The organism is Microbacterium murale, assembly GCF_030815955.1.
GTDB classification, from domain to species: domain Bacteria; phylum Actinomycetota; class Actinomycetes; order Actinomycetales; family Microbacteriaceae; genus Microbacterium; species Microbacterium murale_A.
Genome location: NZ_JAUSXK010000001.1, coordinates 2871959 through 2891413, shown reverse-complemented (window position 1 = coordinate 2891413; position 19455 = coordinate 2871959). Strand labels below are relative to the sequence as shown.

At 67.2% G+C, this 19455-nt stretch carries 13 protein-coding genes; 5 read left to right on the top strand and 8 right to left on the bottom strand.

Annotated features, from left to right (window positions below):
* Positions 1-37: 37 nt before the first annotated feature.
* From QFZ46_RS14035 to QFZ46_RS14025, 3 genes are read right to left on the bottom strand one after another with little or no spacing between them, the layout of a single operon-like run.
* Positions 38-2551 (bottom strand): glycoside hydrolase family 3 C-terminal domain-containing protein, encoded by a 2514-nt coding sequence (locus QFZ46_RS14035; RefSeq protein WP_307362559.1) that lies wholly within the window; start codon positions 2549-2551, stop codon positions 38-40.
* Entirely contained in the window at positions 2548-4866 is a 2319-nt protein-coding gene (gene yicI, locus QFZ46_RS14030) for an alpha-xylosidase (RefSeq protein ID WP_307362556.1), read from the bottom strand. The genes QFZ46_RS14035 and yicI overlap by 4 nt, the downstream gene beginning before the upstream one ends.
* On the bottom strand, positions 4863-6923 hold the full coding sequence (locus tag QFZ46_RS14025) for a beta-galactosidase (RefSeq protein ID WP_307362555.1): 2061 nt from the start codon (positions 6921-6923) through the stop codon (positions 4863-4865). Before QFZ46_RS14025 ends, yicI begins: the two co-directional genes overlap by 4 nt.
* Before the next feature lie 63 nt (positions 6924-6986).
* On the opposite strand from QFZ46_RS14025, the gene QFZ46_RS14020 reads away from it, so the two are divergent.
* From QFZ46_RS14020 to QFZ46_RS14010, 3 genes are read left to right on the top strand one after another with little or no spacing between them, the layout of a single operon-like run.
* Entirely contained in the window at positions 6987-9317 is a 2331-nt protein-coding gene (locus QFZ46_RS14020; protein ID WP_307362554.1) for a glycosyl hydrolase family 95 catalytic domain-containing protein, read from the top strand.
* Entirely contained in the window at positions 9314-10270 is a 957-nt protein-coding gene (locus QFZ46_RS14015) for a LacI family DNA-binding transcriptional regulator (RefSeq protein WP_307362553.1), read from the top strand. The genes QFZ46_RS14020 and QFZ46_RS14015 overlap by 4 nt, the downstream gene beginning before the upstream one ends.
* Before the next feature lie 4 nt (positions 10271-10274).
* Positions 10275-10883: a YesL family protein gene (locus tag QFZ46_RS14010; protein WP_307362551.1), complete on the top strand. Its 609-nt coding sequence runs from the start codon at positions 10275-10277 to the stop codon at positions 10881-10883.
* 54 nt (positions 10884-10937) lie between these two features.
* Here the strand turns inward: QFZ46_RS14010 and QFZ46_RS14005 are convergent, their stop codons facing one another.
* The 4 genes from QFZ46_RS14005 to QFZ46_RS13990 form a co-directional block, all read right to left on the bottom strand.
* Positions 10938-12695: an ABC transporter substrate-binding protein gene (locus tag QFZ46_RS14005; RefSeq protein WP_307362550.1), complete on the bottom strand. Its 1758-nt coding sequence runs from the start codon at positions 12693-12695 to the stop codon at positions 10938-10940.
* A gap of 53 nt (positions 12696-12748) precedes the next feature.
* On the bottom strand, positions 12749-13723 hold the full coding sequence (locus tag QFZ46_RS14000) for a carbohydrate ABC transporter permease (protein ID WP_307362549.1): 975 nt from the start codon (positions 13721-13723) through the stop codon (positions 12749-12751).
* Positions 13724-13736: 13 nt separating this feature from the next.
* Positions 13737-14735 (bottom strand): ABC transporter permease, encoded by a 999-nt coding sequence (locus QFZ46_RS13995; RefSeq protein ID WP_307362546.1) that lies wholly within the window; start codon positions 14733-14735, stop codon positions 13737-13739.
* Between the two features lie 238 nt (positions 14736-14973).
* A complete protein-coding gene (locus QFZ46_RS13990; RefSeq protein ID WP_307362544.1) occupies positions 14974-16491 on the bottom strand; it encodes a glycoside hydrolase family 43 protein in 1518 nt (505 codons plus the stop codon).
* A 150-nt stretch (positions 16492-16641) separates the two neighbouring features.
* Between QFZ46_RS13990 and QFZ46_RS13985 the strand changes: the two genes are divergently transcribed.
* Entirely contained in the window at positions 16642-17616 is a 975-nt protein-coding gene (locus QFZ46_RS13985) for an acetylxylan esterase (RefSeq protein ID WP_307364609.1), read from the top strand.
* A 58-nt stretch (positions 17617-17674) separates the two neighbouring features.
* Complete coding sequence (locus QFZ46_RS13980; RefSeq protein ID WP_307362542.1) at positions 17675-18172, top strand: VanZ family protein; 498 nt, start codon at positions 17675-17677, stop codon at positions 18170-18172.
* A gap of 22 nt (positions 18173-18194) precedes the next feature.
* Here the strand turns inward: QFZ46_RS13980 and QFZ46_RS13975 are convergent, their stop codons facing one another.
* Entirely contained in the window at positions 18195-19286 is a 1092-nt protein-coding gene (locus QFZ46_RS13975) for a hypothetical protein (RefSeq protein ID WP_307362540.1), read from the bottom strand.
* Positions 19287-19455: the final 169 nt, after the last annotated feature.

Here is a 19455-nt window from a genome sequence, read left to right as displayed (position 1 = left end):
CCGTACCTGTCGGACGTACGACCAGCGCGGCCGCCGCCTATGAAACGGTCAACTCGGCCAGAACCGGCAGGTCGTCGGCGGAGGGGCCGGCCGCGACCCGATAAGAACCGGGCTGCACGCGCAGCGCCCCCTCATGCAGCCAGTCCTCGGCAGCACCGTCGAGTCGCAGCGCGCCATCCCAGACCGACAGGCGCGCGACGTCGAACGTGATCTCGACCTGCTGCTGCTCCCCTGGCTCGAGTCGCACGCGGCGGTATCCGACCAGCAGCCGTCGCGGTGCGGTGATCGGCAGCTCAGGAGCGATCGAGTACAACTGCACGAGCTCCTCCGCGACGCGCTCGCCGGTATTGGCAACGGTGACGACGGCCGTGACCGCGCTCTCCCCCACCACCCCGAGGGCCGGGTGCCGGTGCGTGGGCGCCGGCGCATCCACCTGATCCGCGACCAGCGTGACACCGCGATACTCGACGGTCGAATACGTCAACCCATGACCGAACGCGAAGGCGTACGGCGCCGGCTGGTGCCGGTACGTCGCCTGCTGCCGTTGCGTGTCGTAGTCGAACAGATCGCCGGCCTGCGTGGGATCGGCCGGCCACGACTGCGCGAGGCGTCCGGTCGGCTCGCGATCGCCGCTCAGCACGTCAGCGATGCCGTGGCCGAGCTCCTGCCCGCCATGACTCGACCACACCACGGTCGCCGCCGCGACGGCCCCGGCGAGCACGTACGGATAGCTCGACACGATCTGCAGCACCGTGCGCTCGTTCGCCTCGTGTGCGATGCGCCAGAGATCCGTGAAGGCCTCAGGCAGCAGCATGTGCGGACGGTCAGCGGTCTCCCGGCCCGCGAGGTGCGGATCGTTGCCGACGGCGACGATCACGACGTCGACGGATGCCGCGGCAGCTGCGACCGCGTCCGCACCGGAGCGCACGATCTCGACGCTGAAATGCTCGGCATCATCGAGAGTGACGCCCTCGGCGAGCAGCAGACCCACTTCGCGCGACGCCCGCACCCAGCGGCCGGACCCGAGATGAAGCAGCGACCAGCTGCCGTCGGCGTGCAGGTGCCTGCGGAAGCTCTCCTGCACGACCCAGCCGCCGACGCGCTCGGCATCCGTCTTCATCGGCCAGGCACCGCCCGTGAGCAGACGGCCGCTCGCGTGCGAGCGCAGCGTCAGCAGCCCATCGCCCCAGTCCGTGACGTCGAACAGGGCGTCGTCGCCTGCCTCATCGCCGACCGCTGCCACCTTCGAACCGTCGGAGTTCGAGACGACGTAGCGTCCGTCGGCCGCACGCAGCGTGATCGTGTCCGCACCGGTCACCGTCTCTACTCTCGCTGACGGATACCGCTCGGCGAGCCCCTGCGCGATGCCGACCGCGTACGGCGGCGTGCCGGCGTACCAGTCGGTCAGCACGACCTCCGCCATCGGGCCCACGACCGCGATCCGCGCGGGAGCGACGAGCGGCAAGACCCCCGCGTCATTGCGCAGCACGACGACCGAGCGTCCGGCGACCTCGCGAGCGAGCTCACGCGCACCGGGGGCGTCGATCGCGTCTATGCCGATTCCGGCATAGAGATCGGCGTCGCCGTCGAACTCGCCGGTGCGCACGCGCATCTCGAGGATGTGGCTGACCGCGCGGTCGATGTCCCCTCTGGTGAGAAGTCCCTGTTCGAGCGCGCGGTTCAGGTTCGTGATCGTCGGTTGGGCGTCGGCGTCGTTGTCCGTGAAGGAATCCATACCGCTGCGCACGAGCGCCGCAGCAGCATGCACGCTGTCAGGTTGCGCACCCTGCACCGTGACCACGAACGTCGGGGCGCCGGCGTCCGACACGATCGCGAGCGAGCCGTCCGTCCAACTGCGCGCTTCGGCGACGAGTTCGGGTTGAGTGTGCGCGGGGATGCCGTTGACCTGGTTGTACGCCAGCATCATGCTGCCCGCCACCTGCTGTTCGATGGCGGGGCGGAATGCGGCCAGTTCCTCTTCATGAAGCGTGCGCAGCGACATCTCGGATGACGTCGCCGAGCGGTCGGTCTCGTTGCTGTAGGCGAGGAAGTGCTTCAGCGCCGGCACGGTCTTCCAGACCCGCTCGTCGTCGCCGCGCAGCCCCTTCGCATATGCCGCACCGAACTGACCGGTCAGATGCGGATCCTCCGAGTACCCCTCCTCATTGCGCCCCCACAGCGGATGCCGCAGCGTGTTCACGACCGGTGCCCACACGTTCAGGCTGACCAGGGGGTTCTCGGCGCGCTTCGCGCGCAGCTCCGTCGAGGTCACGCTGCCGACCGCCTCGATGAGCTCCGTGTCCCAGGTCGCGGCCAGGCCGACCGGCTGCGGGAACACCGTGGCTTCACCCAACCACGCGACCCCGTGCAGCGTCTCGGCGCCGGTGCGAGCCTCAGCTACGCCCCACCGTTCGATCGCGGGCATCGCCTGGTGCAGCATCGCCACGCGCTCGTCAGCGGTGAGCCGCGAGAGCAGGTCTGCTGCGCGCTCCTGCACTGACAGATCGGTGCGGCGGAACGGCTCGGTCTCGTGTGAAAGCTCGTCAGTCATTTGGAATCCTCCAGCTCGATAGAAGGCAGCTCGGTAGAGGTCAACTCGATCGAGACGGTGCCGGCGCCCGGAGCGGACACCGTGGCCGACCCCACCTGCAGCGACCAGCCTGCTGTGGCGTCGTCGGTCGTCGCCCTCACGGTGCTGCCCTCGCGGCGCACCCGGAAGGTCGTGGCATCCGCACCCGACAGCCCAGGCACGACCGTCACGCCGTCGTAGCCGTCAGGCAGCGCGAAGCACCGCAGCGTCACGCCGTCCGCCCACTCGTAGTCGGGTCGGTCGTCCCGTGCGCCCCACGGCAGCACCGTTCCTGGGCGCACGCGCAACGGCAGGCTGCGATAGTCGTGGTTCTCCCTCGGCCATCGGCTGCCTTCGACGACGCTGCCGTCGAGCAGAGAGCTCCAGGCCCCCTCCGGCAGGTAGTACTCCACGTCGCCCTCCGCAGTGAACACCGGGGCGACCAGCAGCGCATCGCCGAGCATGTACTGCGTGTCGGCGTCGAAGCCGCTGCGATCCGCGGGGAACTCGAGAGCCATCGGTCGCATCATCGGGATGCCGTCGGTGTGCGCCTGCTCGGCGACGCCGGCCAGATACGGCATCAGCCGCATCTTCAGGTTGGTGAACAGCCGAGTGACCTCGACCGATTCCTCATCGAACGCCCACGGCACCCGGAAGGTGGATGAGCCGTGCAGCCGCGAGTGCGAGGAGAGCAGACCGAAGGCGAGCCAGCGCTTGAAGAGCCCGGCATCCGGGGTGCCCTCGAAGCCGCCGATGTCGTGGCTCCAGTACCCGAAGCCGCTCATCGCCAGCGACAGACCGCCGCGCAGCGACTCCGCCATCGAGGGGAACGTCGAATCGCTGTCGCCGCCCCAATGCACAGGGAACTGCTGGCCGCCGGCCGTTGCCGAACGCGCGAAGAGCACGGCCTCTCCGCTTCCTCGTCGCCGTTCGAGGGTTCGGAAGACGATCTCGTTGTACAGCTGCGGGTAGTAGTTGTGCATCCGCTTCGGATCCGAGCCGTCGAACCACTCGACGCCATCGGCGGGGATCCGCTCGCCGAAGTCGGTCTTGAACGTGTCGACGCCCTGATCCATCAGTCGTTCGAGGTGGCCGGTGTACCAGGCCGCAGCATCCGGATTCGTGAAATCGACGATACCCATTCCGGCCTGCCAGAGGTCCCACTGCCACACGTTGCCGTCGGTGCGCTTGAGCAGATACCCCTTCTCCACGGCCTCGGAGAACAGCCGCGAGCGCTGCGCGATGTACGGGTTGATCCACGCCGACACCTTCAGCCCGCGCTCGTGCAGCCGTGCGAGCTGCCCCTCAGGATCGGGGAACGTGCGCGGGTCCCACTCGAAGTCGGTCCACTGGTACTCGCGCATCCAGAAGCAATCGAAGTGGAACACGCTGAGCGGCAGGTCGCGCTCGGCCATGCCGTCGATGAACGAGTTCACGGTCGCTTCGTCGTACTCGGCGGTGAACGACGTCGTCAGCCACAGACCGAACGACCAGGCGGGTACACGCGCAGGGCGGCCGGTGAGCGCGGTGTACCGGCGCAGCACGTCTTTCGGTGTGGGGCCGGCGAACAGGTAGTACGCCACGCTCTCCCCCGGAACCGAGAACTGCACGCGAGAGTTGACCTCGGAGCCGACCTCGAACGAGACCTGGTCGGGAGAATCGACCAGCACGCCGTAGCCGCGGCTGCTGAGATAGAACGGCACCGACTTGTACGCCTGCTCACTGGCCGTGCCGCCGTCGGCGTTCCAGCTCTCGATCACCTGGCCGTTCTTCACGAACGCACCGAACCGCTCGCCGAATCCGTAGACGCGCTCCCCCGGTTCGAGCGACAGCTGCTGATGCACCCACGTCTCGGAATCATCTGATGAAGACGTGACGTGCGCGACCGAACGGGGCAGAGACCGGGTGAGCACGCGGCCGTCCTGTTCGAAAGCCACGTCCCACGAGCCCTTCGCCACGCGCACGCGCAGGTCGCCTGTCGCGAGCACCGCGCCTTCGTCGTTCGACGACACTGTGGGGACGAATCCTTCCTCGGGCACGATCTCGAAATCGGGTCCGCGATGCACAGCGCCGGCGTGCCGCATGACCGCAACCTTGACGACCCCTGGTGCGGGCGAAGAGAACGTGACGGTGATCATCGGCCGATTCAGAGTGTCGCCGCGGTGGCGGACCACGGTGGTCGGCGCATACACGGTCATCGTGCCGGCGGCCTCGTCGATGCGGATGTCATCGACCTCGGTCGCGTACAACGGGGTCAGCCCCGGTCGGGTCAGCCAGTAGCCGTCGGTGAACTTCACCTGTCGTGCCTTTCGCTAAGTGCTCGTACATCGCCGGCGGCGAGCGCCACGACGGATCCGGTCTTCTCTTCGGTGAGCAGGTCTACGAGACCCGACGGAACCGGGACGTCGATGGATGCTGCGGAATGGTTCAACAGGAAGAGCACCTCGCCGCGGCGCACGGCCTCCAGCCCTTCGGGCAGTTCGGCCGAGCCGCCGAGCACGCCCTCCACTCCGGTCGCGGCGAGTGCGCCGCCGATCACGAGCGACAGTGCGGAGTCGGACACGACCGTGCCGAGATACCAGGCCGCGCCCTCGCCGACGCGATTGCGCGTCACAGCGGGGAGGCCCGTCAGATCGCCGTCCGCATAGGAGAGCAGCACCTCTGCGCCCTCGGCGCGCAGCCGCTCCGCGAGGATGCCGGCGGTGTGCACTGATGCCGTGGCATCCGTCCACTCGCCCCCGGCAGTGCCGCTTCCGATGAGCGCGGTCGGCTCGTCCGGCATCCCGCCCCATTCCTCGCCGCTCACGCCGACCAGATCGCGCAGCAGGACGGGCGCGCGGCCCTGCAGCACCTGCGCGTTCTCGTCTGCGACCCCGCTGAACGGCCCCACGACGATGTGCGCACCGCGCTCGGCCGCACGGCGCAATGCCTCCGCTGTCTCCGGCCGGAGGATGTACGCATGCGGGACGAGCACGACGTCGTATCCATCGAGATCGGATGCCGCACCCACGACATCGGCAGCGACACCGCGACGCCATAGCTGGCGGTACCACCGGGTGGTCTGCTCCATCGTGTCGAGCCGCTCGGTCGGCCGTGCGGGTTCTTCCCCGGCCCACCACGACGCCCAATCGAACAGCACCGCCACGCTCGCGCCGACACGGGCACCGAGCACGCTGCTGAGCCGACGCAGCTCCTCTCCCTGCCGCATGACGCCGCGGAATACTTCGGAGTCCGCGCCGGCGTGCGGCAGCATCGCCGAGTGGAACCGCTCTGCGCCCGCCCTGGCCTGGCGCCACTGGAAGTAGCAGATGCCGTCAGCACCGCGAGCGACGGCCTGCAGAGAATCGCGGCGCGCACGCTGGGGCGTCTTGGGCAGATTGCGGGGGCGCCACGACGTCGCGCTGATCGCCTGTTCCATCAGCATCCAGCTGCGGCCGTCGCCGAGCGAGCGCATCAGGTCCTGGATGAGCGCCGTCTCGACCGGAGACTCCGCTGATGCCGGGTCCGGGTACTGGTCATCGGCGATGACATCCACGTCGTCGGCCCAGGATCGGTAGTCGACGTGGGCGAAGAACCCCATGAAGTTCGTCGTGATCGGCTGCAGGGCGCCTGCGTCGCGGATCGCGTCACGCAGCTCGCGGTAGCAGACGAGCATCTGATCGGATGTGAAGCGGCGGAAATCCAGCGATTGGGTGGGGTTCACGAGATACGGCATCCGACGAGGCGGAAGAATCTCCTCGAACTCGGCATATCGCTGCGACCAGAACGCCGTGCCCCACGCCGTGTTGAGCGCATCGATCGTGGCGTAGCGCGCACGCAGCCAGGCGCGGAACTCCCTCGCGGCCTCTTCGCCATGGTCGATCTGACCGTACTCGTTGCCGACGTGCCACATCCGCACCGCCGGATGCGCGGCGTATCGGGCGGCGAGGTCGCGGGTGATCGCGAGCGCATGCTCACGGTAGACCGTGGACGACGGCGAGAACTGGTTGCGGGAGCCGGCGACCAGGCGCACTCCGTCGCGATCGACGGGCAGCGTGTCGGGGTGACGGATGCCGAGCCACGGCGGCGGTGATGCCGTCGGGGTCGCGAGATCGACCGAGATACCGGCGTCGTGAAGCAGATCGAGCACCTCATCCAGCCACCCGAACTCACGAGCACCCGGGGTCGGCTCGATCAGCGCCCAGCTGAAGACGCCGACGGTCACGAAGTTCACCCCGGCCTGCTGCATGAGGGCGACGTCTTCGCGCCAGACCTCACGCTCCCACTGCTCCGGGTTGTAGTCGCCGCCGAAGAGGATGCCGCGGTCGGCGGTGAGTTCGTCGAAAGCGCGTCGCGCAGTAGTCGTCGATGACATGAATGCAGGTTCTCCGGATCGGATTGTCGAAGCGTTTCAACAACGAGAACATATACTAGCGACGTGCTGTTGTCCACGGAGACCCACGACGCTCTCCACGCTCTGCGATACCGGAGCCCGTCGCGCCTGTGGACCGACGCTTTGCCGGTCGGAAACGGTCTTCGTGGTGCGATGTCCGCCGGGCTGGTCGGTGGCGAGCGACTCTGGCTGAACGACGCGACGGCATGGTCGGGGGTGCCCGATTCCGACCCGATGAAGGGTATCGATGACCGTGGTCCGGACGCGCTGGATGCGGTTCGCGAGGCTGTGGATGCCGACGACATCGCCACCGCCGAGCAGCTCCTGCGCCGCCAGCAGAGCACGTGGGCGCAGGCCTATCTGCCGCTGGCGACTCTCGATCTCGAAGTCGACGCGGATGCTGCGGACGACGACGATCTGCTCCGCACGCTGGATCTGACCACCGGCATCGCCACGCACGCCTACGCCGCCGCTGCGGGCCGCGTGAGGCATGAGACCTGGGCGGATGCCGTCACCGGCGTGATCGTGCATCGAGTGATCGCCGACGCACCGGTGCGCGTGAGCGTGCGCATCGACAGCCTGTTGCGGCGGCGCAGCGGGCCGAGCGTACGGAACGGCGTGCTCAGCGCCGAGTGGTTCCTCCCCGTCGATGTGGCACCGGGTCACGAGCATCCGCCCGAGCCGATCCGCTACGACGTCGAACGCGGACGGATCGGTGCGGTCGCCATCCATTCCTCCGCTCCCAGCACGCTGGTCGACGGGATGCTGCGCACCGCCGCATCCGCAGAGCACACATTCACGATCGGGACGGCGACGTCTTCGGCGGATGGGACCGCTTCGGCGGATGCCGCCACGGCAGCGGCGAACGCCAGGGGCGATGCCGAGGCGCTGCGCGCGGCGCACATCTCCGCGCACCGAGAGCTGTACTCCCGCTGCATGCTCGAGCTGCCCTCCCCCACTGATGCCCTCGACCTCGACACCGACGAGCGCATCCGGCGTGCCGAGCAGCATCCTGACCCCGGCCTCGCCGCTCTCGCGTTCCACTACGGCCGGTACCTGCTGATGTCATCGTCCCGGCCCGGCGGACCTCCCGCGAACCTGCAGGGCATCTGGAACGCCGAACTGCCCGGCCCCTGGTCGAGCGCCTACACGACCAACATCAACCTTCAGATGGCGTACTGGCCGGCCGAGGTGACGAGCCTCGCCGAATGCCATCTGCCACTGCTGCAGTTCATCGGCGACGTCTCGCGCACGAGCGGGCACGCCGTAGCGCGAGAGCTGTACGGCGCAGACGGCTGGGTCATGCACCACAACTCCGACATCTGGGGCCATGCGGCCCCGGTCGGCGATGGTCACGGCGATCCGGCATGGGCGTTCTGGCCGCTCGGCGGGGTATGGCTGGTGCTGCACCTGTGGGAGCGCCATCGCTTCGGCGGCGACCTGCGCCGGCTCGCCGAGGACTGGCCGGTGTTCGAGCAGACCGCGCGCTTCGCGCTGAGTTGGGTCCGATCCGACGGCCGGCGCGCCTGGACATCACCGTCGACCTCGCCCGAGAATCAGTATCTCGATGCCGACGGCACGCCGCGGGGTGTCGGCGTCTCATCCACCATGGACGTGATGCTGCTGCGCGAGCTCGCCGACGCGTGCACGCGCATCTCGACGATCCTCGGGCACGACGACGCCTGGGTACGCGAACTGGCCTCACTGGCGGCGTTGCTGCCGGATCCGCGCGTCTCCGAGCGCGGGATGCTGCAGGAGTGGGCGGATCGCCGAGAGGACGCCGACCCGCATCACCGGCACCTCTCGCACCTGATCGGGCTGTTCCCGTTCATGCAGATCACGCCGGAGAGCGCGCCGGAGCTGGCCGCGGCCGCCGCCGCATCGATCATCGGTCGCGGAGCCGAGTCGACCGGCTGGGCTCTTGCGTGGCGGGCGGCGATGTGGGCACGGCTCGGCGATGGCGAGCGCGTGCATCAGCAGGTGCGCATGGCACTGCGCTCGGCGGCGGATGCCGGAAGCACAGAGCATCGTGGCGGCCTGTACCGCAACATGTTCAGCGCGCATCCGCCGTTCCAGATCGACGGCAACCTCGGTCTCACCGCTGCGATCGCCGAAGCGCTGGTGCAGTCGCAGGAAGACAGCATCCGCGTGCTGCCGTCGCTGCCGCCCGGATGGCCCGACGGATCGGTTCGCGGCATCCGCACGCGCGCGGGCGTCACTGTCGACGTGGCCTGGGCGTCGGGACTCGTCACTCGGATAGCATTGCGCAGCACTGAATCGCGTCGCATCCACCTGAGCGCACCCGGTATGCGCGAACAGCTCCACCGGGTCGCTCCCGGTGAGCCCACGATCATCGAGCCGAAGGAGCCCGGATGACCACGATCGCCGATGTCGCCAACGCGGCAGGAGTGTCCATCTCCACCGTGTCCTACGTGATGAGCGGCAAGCGCACCATCTCGCAGGACACGAAGGAGCGCGTCGAGCGCGCGATCGCCGAGCTGCGCTACAGCCCGCACGCCAGTGCACGCTCACTGGCGTCGCGTTCCACGAGCGTCATCGGGCTGCAGGCGCCGTTGCGCTCCGGCGTCGATGTGCACGTCGTCATGGAGATCGTCACCGGGGTGGTCCGAGAGGCACGCGAGCACGCCTACGACATCCTGCTGCTCACCGGGGATGACGCCGGTCTCACACTCGCTGCGAGGGCGTCGCGCGTCGACGCCCTGCTCGTGATGGACGTCGAGTCGGATGACCCGCGCCTCGGAACGCTCGCGCAGCTGGACATGCCGAGCGTCCTGATCGGTCTACCCGCCGGCGCGGAGTCGGTGTACTGCGTCGACTTCGACTTCGAGGCCGCGGGCCGGCTCGCCGTTGAGCGTCTCGTCGCTCTCGGCCACTCGCGCATCGCGCTGTTCGGCGCGCCGGCCGAGGTGCTGGCCCGCCACACCTCGTACGCCGACCGGTTGGTGCGCGGCTTCCTCACCGCCTGCGATGCGCACGGCGTCGACGGCACCGTGCATCCGGTCCCCAGCAACGCCGAGGCCACCGCGGTGGTCGACGGCGTGCTGGCCGAAGCGCCAGGCATCACCGGCATCCTGTTCCACAACGAGGGTGCGCTGCCGCATGTCGCAGCGCGACTCGTCGACGGACGCGACGTCATCGCCTTGTGCCCCGCCGATGTCGCGCAGTCAGTGGCAGGACTCGCCGACAGCATCGATGTGCCGGCCGAGGACATCGGCGTGGCGGCCACCCGCGCCGTGCTCGGGCTGCTCGGAGGCGAAGAGCAGGCGCACGTGCAGCTGCTCCCGCCGAAGCTGAACTCCCAGGCGTGACACCGTGAAGATCAACCCGGAGAACCGCAACCTCCAGGGGATGACGTCGTTTCTGGGCCTGATCGCCCTGAACGTGCTCTACCTGATCACGTGCCTGCCGATCGTGACCATCGGAGCCGCGACGAGTGCGCTGTACGAGGTGATGATCCGCTACTCGGACGACGAGAGCGGACGGCCGTTGAAGGACTACTTCCCTGCATTCGGACGCAATTTCCTGCGCGCGACCATGCTGTGGCTCGCCCTGCTCGTGCCGTTTCTGCTGCTCGTCGTCGGCGCCGTGTTCTGGTCGGGCCATCCGAGTGTCATCGCCGGCGCTGCCATGGTGCTGGCGATCATCGCCGCAGCATATGTGTTCGCGGCGTTCCTGTATGCGATGGCGCTCACCGCGACCTATGCGAACACGTTCCGCCAGACGTTGAAGAACGCTTTCCTGCTGCCCCTGGCCGAGCCGGTGCGCACGCTCGGAGTCGTGCTCATTCCGATCGCCGTCGTGTGCATCACGATCGCCGTTCCGGTGTTCGGCATCATCCTCGCCACCATCGGATGCTCCATCGGCGCCTACGTCTCAGCCTTCCTGTTCCGCAAGGTCTTCGAGCGCCGCCGGGCCGCGTGAAAGCGGGCCCCGAAACCGAAGTCCCGGGGCCCGCCGCATGACACGGTCAGCGGATCACTCGGCGAACTCCTCCGCCACTGCCTCGCGCTGCTTGTTCTGATCCTTCGCAGTGGCGAGGTCGACCTCGAGCACCTTGTCGTAGCCGAGGCCACTGGCCTTCTCCTGCAACTCGGCGAAGAGCGAGTCGAACTTCGCATCGCTCTCGGCGAAGACCGCCTGCCACGAGTACTGCACGATGATCGCCTTGACCTGGTTGCGCAGCGTCTCGATCTCGGAATCGTCCGTGGGGATCGTGTAGCTGGCACCCGGTGCCACGAGCAGCTGGTCGTTGTTCTCCAGATACTCCATGGTCGTCGTCGCGCCGCCCATGTGCGCGGACCAGTCATCGGTCAGCGGGTTCGCCGTCAGTTCCTTGTACGAGTCCCAGAGCTTGTAGCTGTAGGGGAATCCCGTGTCGGGGTCGGTCTCGATCGGCAGCACCACGCTGACGTTCAGAGTGGAGACGCCGTCGATGTAGCTGCCGCCACCCCACTCCTCCGGCACCGTCGCATCGCCGTTGAGGAAGACCTCCTTGCCGAAATCGGTCAGCTCGGGCTCGCCGGCGCTGTTCATGTCCCAGGTCAGTCCCTGCGGGCCGGCAGCCCCCATCGTCTGGCTGCTGTTGGCGAGCGATCCTTCGGCCGTGTACAGCCAGTCGATGAACGCCGCGATGCGCTCGGGGTCTTCCGCCTGCGAACCGATCGCGAGCACCTGCTTGCCGCCGTACGCCTCCGCGCCGTACGAGAAGATCTCCTGATCCTTGAGCGGGGCGATCATGAACCCCTTGCCCTGGGCCATGTTCTCCTCGGTGTTGTAGGCCGACTGGCCCAGCCACGGCCACCAGGTGAACAGCACCTGACCGTTCTGCATCTTCGAGAACAGCGTGTCGTAGTTCTGCGTCGTCGACTCGGGGTCGACGAGACCGAGCTCGTTCGCCTCGTGGAAGAAGTTCAGCACCCGCTCGTACTGACCCCCGTCATCGAGGATGCCCTCGTAATCGGAGCCGTCCGCCTTCGCCAGCGCGAACTGCACCTCGTCGTACCCGTAGTAGGTGATCGGCTGCTTGGCGTTGTTCATGAAGTTGCCGTCCCAGTCCTTGAACAGCGACAGGGCGTAGACCTTCTGGCCGTTCGGCGCAGTCGGCTCGAGGTCCTGCATCTGCTTCAGGATCGGCAGCAGGTCCTCAAGGGTGTCGATCTCCGGGTAGCCGAGTTCCGCGTAGAGATCCCAGCGCAGGAACGGCCCGAACGTCGAGTCGATCCCCTCCGACGGCTCCGTCGGAAGGAGGCTGGAGACCGAGGTCGGGAACGCGTACGTGCCATCCTTCTCCTCGTTGAGCTTCTCCACGGCAGCGTCGAAACGACCGGTGTTCTCCATCGCCGGGTAGTAGGCCGCAGAATCCGCGACGAGTCCGCCCTCGATGAGCTGGTCGAGCTTCTCACCCTTGTCGGTGATGATGAGGTCGCCGAGGTCACCGGCGGAGACCCTGGTGTTGTAGAGCGTGTCACCGCCACCGGCGACGTTCGGCGCGATGATGTTCAAGTTCATGTTGAACTTGTCCTTCACGATCTTGCCGAACCAGCCCTCCTGCATGCCCATGTAGTTGGCGAGCCCGTCGAACACGTCGATCGTGATCTCGTCCTCCCACTTCGTGGGGAACGAGTCGATGGCCTCGGTGTTCGTGTCGGTGTCTCCACCGCCGGTGCAGGACGTGAGCAGTCCGACCGTGAGCAGGGCGGCGACGCCCGCTGCGATTTTCCGCTTCAGCTTCATTGCTTTCCTTACTTTGTAGGTGCGCAGACGCACTTGATGAATGCGAAGGCGCGTCAGCCCTTGACGGCGCCCAGCATGATGCCCTTCACGAAGAAGCGCTGGAACAGGGGGTAGATGAAGATGATCGGCAGCACGACGACCACCGACACGGTCATGCGGATGGAGGTCGGCGTCTGCGATGTCGCCGCGCCCACGATCGCGCCGAGGTCACCGCCGGCGTTCTGCGCGGCTTGGGCGAGGCTCGATGCCTGGTTGATGAACATGTAGAGGAGGTACTGCAGCGTGTACAGGCTCTGATCGGTGATGTAGATCAGGGTGTCCTGGAAGCTGTTCCACTGCGCCACTGCCGAGAAGATCGCGACGGTCGCGAGGATCGGCGTCATGTTCGGCAGATATACGCGGAAGAAGATCTGCACGATGTTGGCACCGTCGAGCTCAGCGGCCTCCTGAAGAGATTCCGGCATCGACTCGACATAGGTCTTCACGAGGATGATGTAGAACGGCTGCACCATGAACGGCAGCACGTACACCCAGAAGTTGTTCGTCAGCCCCAGGTTCTTCATGACGATGAAAACCGGGATCAGCCCCGCACTGAAGTACATCGTCACGATCACGAAGCGATACCAGAACTGCCGCGCCCACATGCGGCTCTGCGTGAACATAAAACCGAGGAAGGCGGATGCCAGCACCGTGGCCACTGTGCCGATCACGGTGCGTGCGACGCTGACCACCGCGGCAGTGCCGAGGCCGTTCAGCTCGAAGACCTGCCGATAGTTCTCGAGCTGGAAGCCGATCGGCCACAGGCGAACATCGCCGAGCGCCGAGACGTCGTTCGCGCTGACCGAGTTGATCACCAGGAAGTAGAACGGGTACGCACAGATCACCACGAGGAGCGTGAAGACCGTGTAGTTGACGATCGCGAAGGCGTAGTCGCCGGGTGAGCGCTCTGTCTTGCGCACCGGGCGAGGCGCGGGCTTCGGGGGTCGCGGCGTGTGCAGCGGGGGACGAGAAGTGGAGATGGCAGTCATGTCGGATCCCCTCTCAGACGATCGATTCGCCGCGCACACGCTTGGCGATGCCGTTGACGGTGAACAGGAGGACGACCGAGATGATGCTCTTGAGCATGCCGATCGCGGTGGCCATCGACAGGCTGTTGCCCGTCATGCCGATGTTGTAGACGTACAGGTCGAGCACCTGGATCGACTCTTTGTTGAACGCGTTCTGGAACACGAAGTACTGCTCCATCCCGTTGTTCAGCAGGTTCGCGACAGACAGCAGCAGCAGCACGAGGTACGTGGGCATCAGCTGCGGCAGCGTGATGTACCACATGGTCTGAAAGCGGCCGGCTCCGTCCATGCGTGCCGACTCGTGCAGTGCGGGGTCGATGCCGCTGATCGCGGCGAGGTAGATGATCGCTCCCCAGCCGAGGCCTTTCCAGATGCTCCAGAGCGTCATGGTGATCCAGACGTTCTGGTCGCTGTCGAGGAACTTGATCGGCGCGGTGATCAGTCCGAAGTCGGCGAGCACGTTGTTGACGAGGCCAGAGCTCGAGAACAGCGAGAACGCGATCATGTAGACCAGCACCCACGAGATGAAGTTCGGCAGGGTCGTGAGCGTCTGCACCGCGTTGCGGAACCACGGCGTCTTCACCTCGTTGAGGAAGATCGCGAACGCGAGGGGAAGAACCGAGGTCGCGATGCCGAGGAAGCTGATCGCCAGGGTGTTCAACAGCACCTGGCCGATCTGGGCGAGCTGGGTCGGCGAACTGACCAGCAGCTCGAACCACTGCAGGCCGACGAACTCGCTGCCGCCGAGGCCGAGCGCGGGCTTGTAGTCGAAGAGCGCGTAGATCCAGCCGTAGAGCGGGAAGTACGAGAACAGGAACACGAGCACGAGGAAGGGCACGATGCACAGGAACATCCGGTACGACCGGCGCCCCTGCGCCTGCTTCTCGTGGCGGCGCTTGTCGCGCCTGCCCCCTTCTGTACGCTCTTCGATCTGATCGGCGACCGTTGCGGTCACCGAGGTCGCGATCACCACGCCGCACCTGCGTGCCGCGTCTGAGTCGTCCGAGCCGCCTCGTGCTCGGCGTCGTTTCGTCGCATCTCACTCCCTCGTGGTTCCGACGCGGTCCCGGGGATTCCAAAAGAAATCATCGAACCGCTTCGATAGCATAAATCATCCGTACACCCATCCGTCAAATGCGTCGCAGTGGCGCGGCGGTCCGGGTTGGGAGCGCTCCCAATCCTCCGTTCGGCATTCACTGCGACGGCCATGATCAGTGGGCGCTGTGCGCGGTCGGGGCGTATCGCACTTCTGCGAATCGCACGGGCGAGATCGTGGCGCGCAGACCAATCACGCGTCCGACGAATCCGCTCGCGACCTCCGTGGAGAGGTAGCGTCCATCGATCCGGACGAGCTCCTGCTCCCCGGCCGCATCCGCGACCGAGAACACAAGGTCATCGGGACCGCCGAACGTGCCATCCACTGCCTCGGTGCGCAACGTGACGGGAGCCGCCAAAGGCTGCGAGATGGCGAGCACCTGCCGCACTGGCCCGATGGCCAGCTCCACCTCGGCATGACCGTCGACGAGCCGCAGTTCCGCCCAGTGCCGATCGTCCATGCGCACGCGCAGCGCCGCACCGTCGAGACCGGAGGCATCGGCCTCGAAGCGCCAGGTGCGATCCCTGGCGCGCACCGCCAACAGTGACGGCGCAGCCTCCGCCTGCCCTGCATCCGTGATCGCATCGGGCCGGATCTCGATGCCGCCACCTGGCAGGGGAATCGCGATCGCGTCCGGCGCCGCGCCGGGTGAGACCCAGCGCACATCGAGATCGGGCTGGTCGAAGCGGTCGGTAAACGCAGTCTCCGGTGGCGGGATGCGGAACCGGTCAGGGACGACGACCGGCCAGTCGTCCTGCCAATCGACCCCGGCGAGGAAGGTCTCGCGTCCGTTCACGTGATACAGCGGCGTACCGCCGTGCGGGCGGACACCGAGATACACCATGGCCCAGGTGCCGTCAGCGCGCTCGACAAGGTCTCCGTGGCCCGCGTTCTGCACCGGGAACACCGTGCTGCGCCTCGTGAAGATCGGGTTGCCGTCGAACAGCTCGAACGGCCCGGTCGGCGAGGCGGAGCGGCCGACACTGACGCAGTGGCCGCGTTCGGTGCCGCCCTCGGCGTAGAGCAGGTACCACCAGTCGCCGCGTCGGAAGAGGTGCGGAGCCTCGGGGTGCGCCAGTCCGGTGCCGCGTGTGATCGGACGGGGGTCCTCCAGAGCGATGCCGCGTTCGGGATCGATCCGTACCTGGCCGATCCCGGTGACCCTCGGATCGTTCGAGCTGAACGTGACGTAGCAGTTGCCGCGATCGTCCCACGCGATGTCGGGGTCGATCCCGCGGATGCCTTCGATCAGCAGCGCGGGCCCCCACGGGCCTTCGATCGCCGGCGCGGTGGTGAGCAGCTGACCGGCATCGCCGGAGACATCGGTCGTGATCATCCAGAAGCGGCCGTCATGATGCCTCAGAGTCGGCGCGTACACGCCACCGCTGGCTCGGGCACGCCCGGCCGGGAAGAGCGGATCGCCGTCGAGTGCGTGTCCGACCTGGCGCCACTCCAGCAGATCACTGCTGTGCCACAGCGGTACGCCAGGCGAGTACTCGAACGACGACTGCGCGATGTAGTGGTCATCACCCACTCGGCAGATGGTGGGATCGGGGTAGAAGCCCGGGATGATCGGATGCCGAGCGGCATCGACGAGAGCGGTGGGGGCAGCGGGCTGGCGGTCGTTCGGCACTGTCGCTCCACTCATCATCGGGTCGGAATACGCGCGGCGACCTCGGGCACTGAGATCGCGTCGAAACGCTTCGATCACGATAGAGCCAATCAGCCGAAGGTGCAAGGCCAATCGGCGAAGCGTTTCGATGAGGTGCGCTACGGTGTTCCGGTGGCCCTTACCGACCTTCCTCTGGATGACCTCCGCACCTTCCGGCCCGACGTGGCGGAGCCTGACGATTTCGACGCATTCTGGCGTCGAACGATCGATGAGGCCCGTGCGCTCTCGAGCCCGCCGACGCTGACCCCGGCCGAGACGCCGATAGACCAGCTCGTGATCGAAGACCTGATCTTCAGCGGTTTCGGCGGAGAACCGATCCGCGCCTGGGTCACCCGTCCTCGCGATGCGGCTGATGCAGCGCCGCGCCCAGCCGTCGTCGAATTCATCGGCTACGGCGGGGGCCGGGGGATCGCCGGCGAGCGGCTGCAGTGGGCGGCAGCCGGATACGTGCATGTACTCATGGACACGCGCGGCCAGGGCTCGAACTGGGGCAGCGGCGGCGACACCCCCGACCCGCACGGCTCCGATTCCGCGTCGACGGGATTCATGACCAGGGGCATCTCACGCCCCGACGAGTACTACTACCGGCGCGTCTTCACCGACGCCGTGCGGGCGGTCGACACCGTGCGCGAGTTCGATTTCGTCGATGGCAATCGCGTGAGCGTCACGGGCTCCAGCCAGGGCGGCGGCATCTCGCTGGCGGCCGCGGCGCTGCACCCCGATGTGTTCGCGGTCATGCCTGACGTGCCGTTCCTCTGCCATTTCCGCTGGTCGGTGGATCGCACGCCCGATCATCCGTACCGCGAGATCGAACGATATCTGGCGGTGCACCGCAATCGGGTCGACGATGTCTTCCGCACCCTCTCGTACTTCGACGGTGTGAACTTCGCCAGGCGAATTCGCATGCCGGCCCTGTTCTCCGTCGCGCTGATGGACGGCATCGTGCTGCCCTCCAGCGTGTTCGCGGCATACAACCGACTGGCGTCGACGGATGCCGAGATCGAGGTGTACCCGTACAACGGGCACGAGAGCGGTCAGACCGAGCAGTGGTTGCGCCAGACGCGCTGGCTGGCTGAGCGCATCTGATCACGCCGACCCCGATGACACCGAGCCGACGCACAGCCCGCCTCGGTACGCTCTCCCTGTGCCCAAAGTGTCGATGCTCGCGGTGATCTCGCGCATCATCCTCATCCCCTACACGATCGCTCTGGCGTTGATCGTGTGGCTGCCCGGTGATCAGGCGAGCCGCGTGACGGGCATCGTCGGACGGCTCGCGCGATCGCTCGCCCACCGGCTGGACATATCTTTCCTTTACACCTACACGGTGCTGGAGTTCCTCGCGAACATCGCGCTGTTCATCCCGTTCGGACTGCTGCTCGCCCTTGGTTGGTCCCGGCTGAAGACCTGGCATCTGGCCCTGCTCGGTCTGGTGACCAGCGGCGCGATCGAGTTCGTGCAGCTCTTCCTGCCCACGCGCTTCTCGACGGTCTCCGACCTGGTCGCGAACACCGCGGGCGCGGTCGTCGGCTGCCTCTTCGTGCGCGTCATCGGGCGGCTCGCGACGACGCCCGCTTCCACCGCGCGGTACGAGCACGACACTCCCCCGCCCGACGTGAGCGAACAGCGGAATCGGGCGGCCTGACCGCACGGCGCGGTGGCTCGTGTTACGAGCGCGGCACCGGAATGACGGATGCCGACACGAGCCCAGCGTCGGCGAGCTCCACGAGAACTTCGCGCACCGCCCCGGATGCGTCTCCGCTGGGCGGCGTACCGTGACTGTCGAGCACGGCGCTCACCACTCGGTCGAAATCAGCGGACTCGTTCGCGGCGCGCAGCACTGCGGGAGCAATGCCCTCGAGCACACGCAGCGTGCTGTCGGAGAACGCCACCACGGCGTCGCCGTAGTCGACGGCGTCCGCTGTCGTCGACGCCCCATCGGCGTCGATCGGATGCATCCGCATCCGCGTCCAGTGCGCGGGCTCCGGCTCAGATGCGAGCAGCCGATCGATCATCGCGGGCACGTCGGCAGCCTCCGCATATCGCAGCAGACGCACGCCGCCGACACGATCGCAGAGCTCGGCGAGAGCGCACACCGTCCCGTCGTACTCGAGCAGGTAGCTGGACTGCGCGGCGAGCAGCGGCGCGGCATCGGCGAAGTGCAGATGCTCGACCACGGGCTCGATCGCGCTCGGATCACGGTCGAGCAGCACGATCGCCGCGAGTGTCAGCTCTGCGTCCGGAAGTTCACGCAGTCCCGCATCCGCAGGCGCGACCTGATCCTTCGGCGCGCCCGCGCGCACGACCGAGAGCGGCTTGCGGTACGGCAGCACACGGAGTTCGTGGTCGAAGGCGATCGTCTCGTCCGACACGTAGCCGAATCGCTGCGCGAGTGTGCGGCTGAGGGTGGTCTTGCCCCGGCCGGACGGCCCGACGAAAGCGATCACGCGTCCGTCGTCGAGCGCGATGCCCGCGGCGTGCAGCATCATCAGGCGGCCGCGGTTGTGGGCGAGCGCATCGAGAGTCACTCTGGTCGACAAGGACTCCAAGCGCCGTTCGACATCACCGCTCGTGTCGACGTCGATCCGCGCATCGGAGGCCGGGTCGGCAGCCGACGCAGCGGCAGCGGAACCGGGTTCGATCGCGGCGCCTGACCACGACCGCCGGATGCGGGCGACCACGTCCTCCGGAACCTCTTCGTCGAACGCCAGCTCGATGCGGGCACCCAGCGCTGACACGGCGAGCGTCGACCTCGTCACCACGGCACCCTCCCCCAGAATCACGCCCAACGGTACTACAGACAGGAGCACTGCTTCGGCGGGTGCGATCTGCGGGTATCGCAATCCCGGCTCCGGGGCTAGACTGCGGGTCTGGGCCTCCGGTGCGAACCGGGGGAAAGCGGCGTTTGCTGGGGCAACGCTGACATCG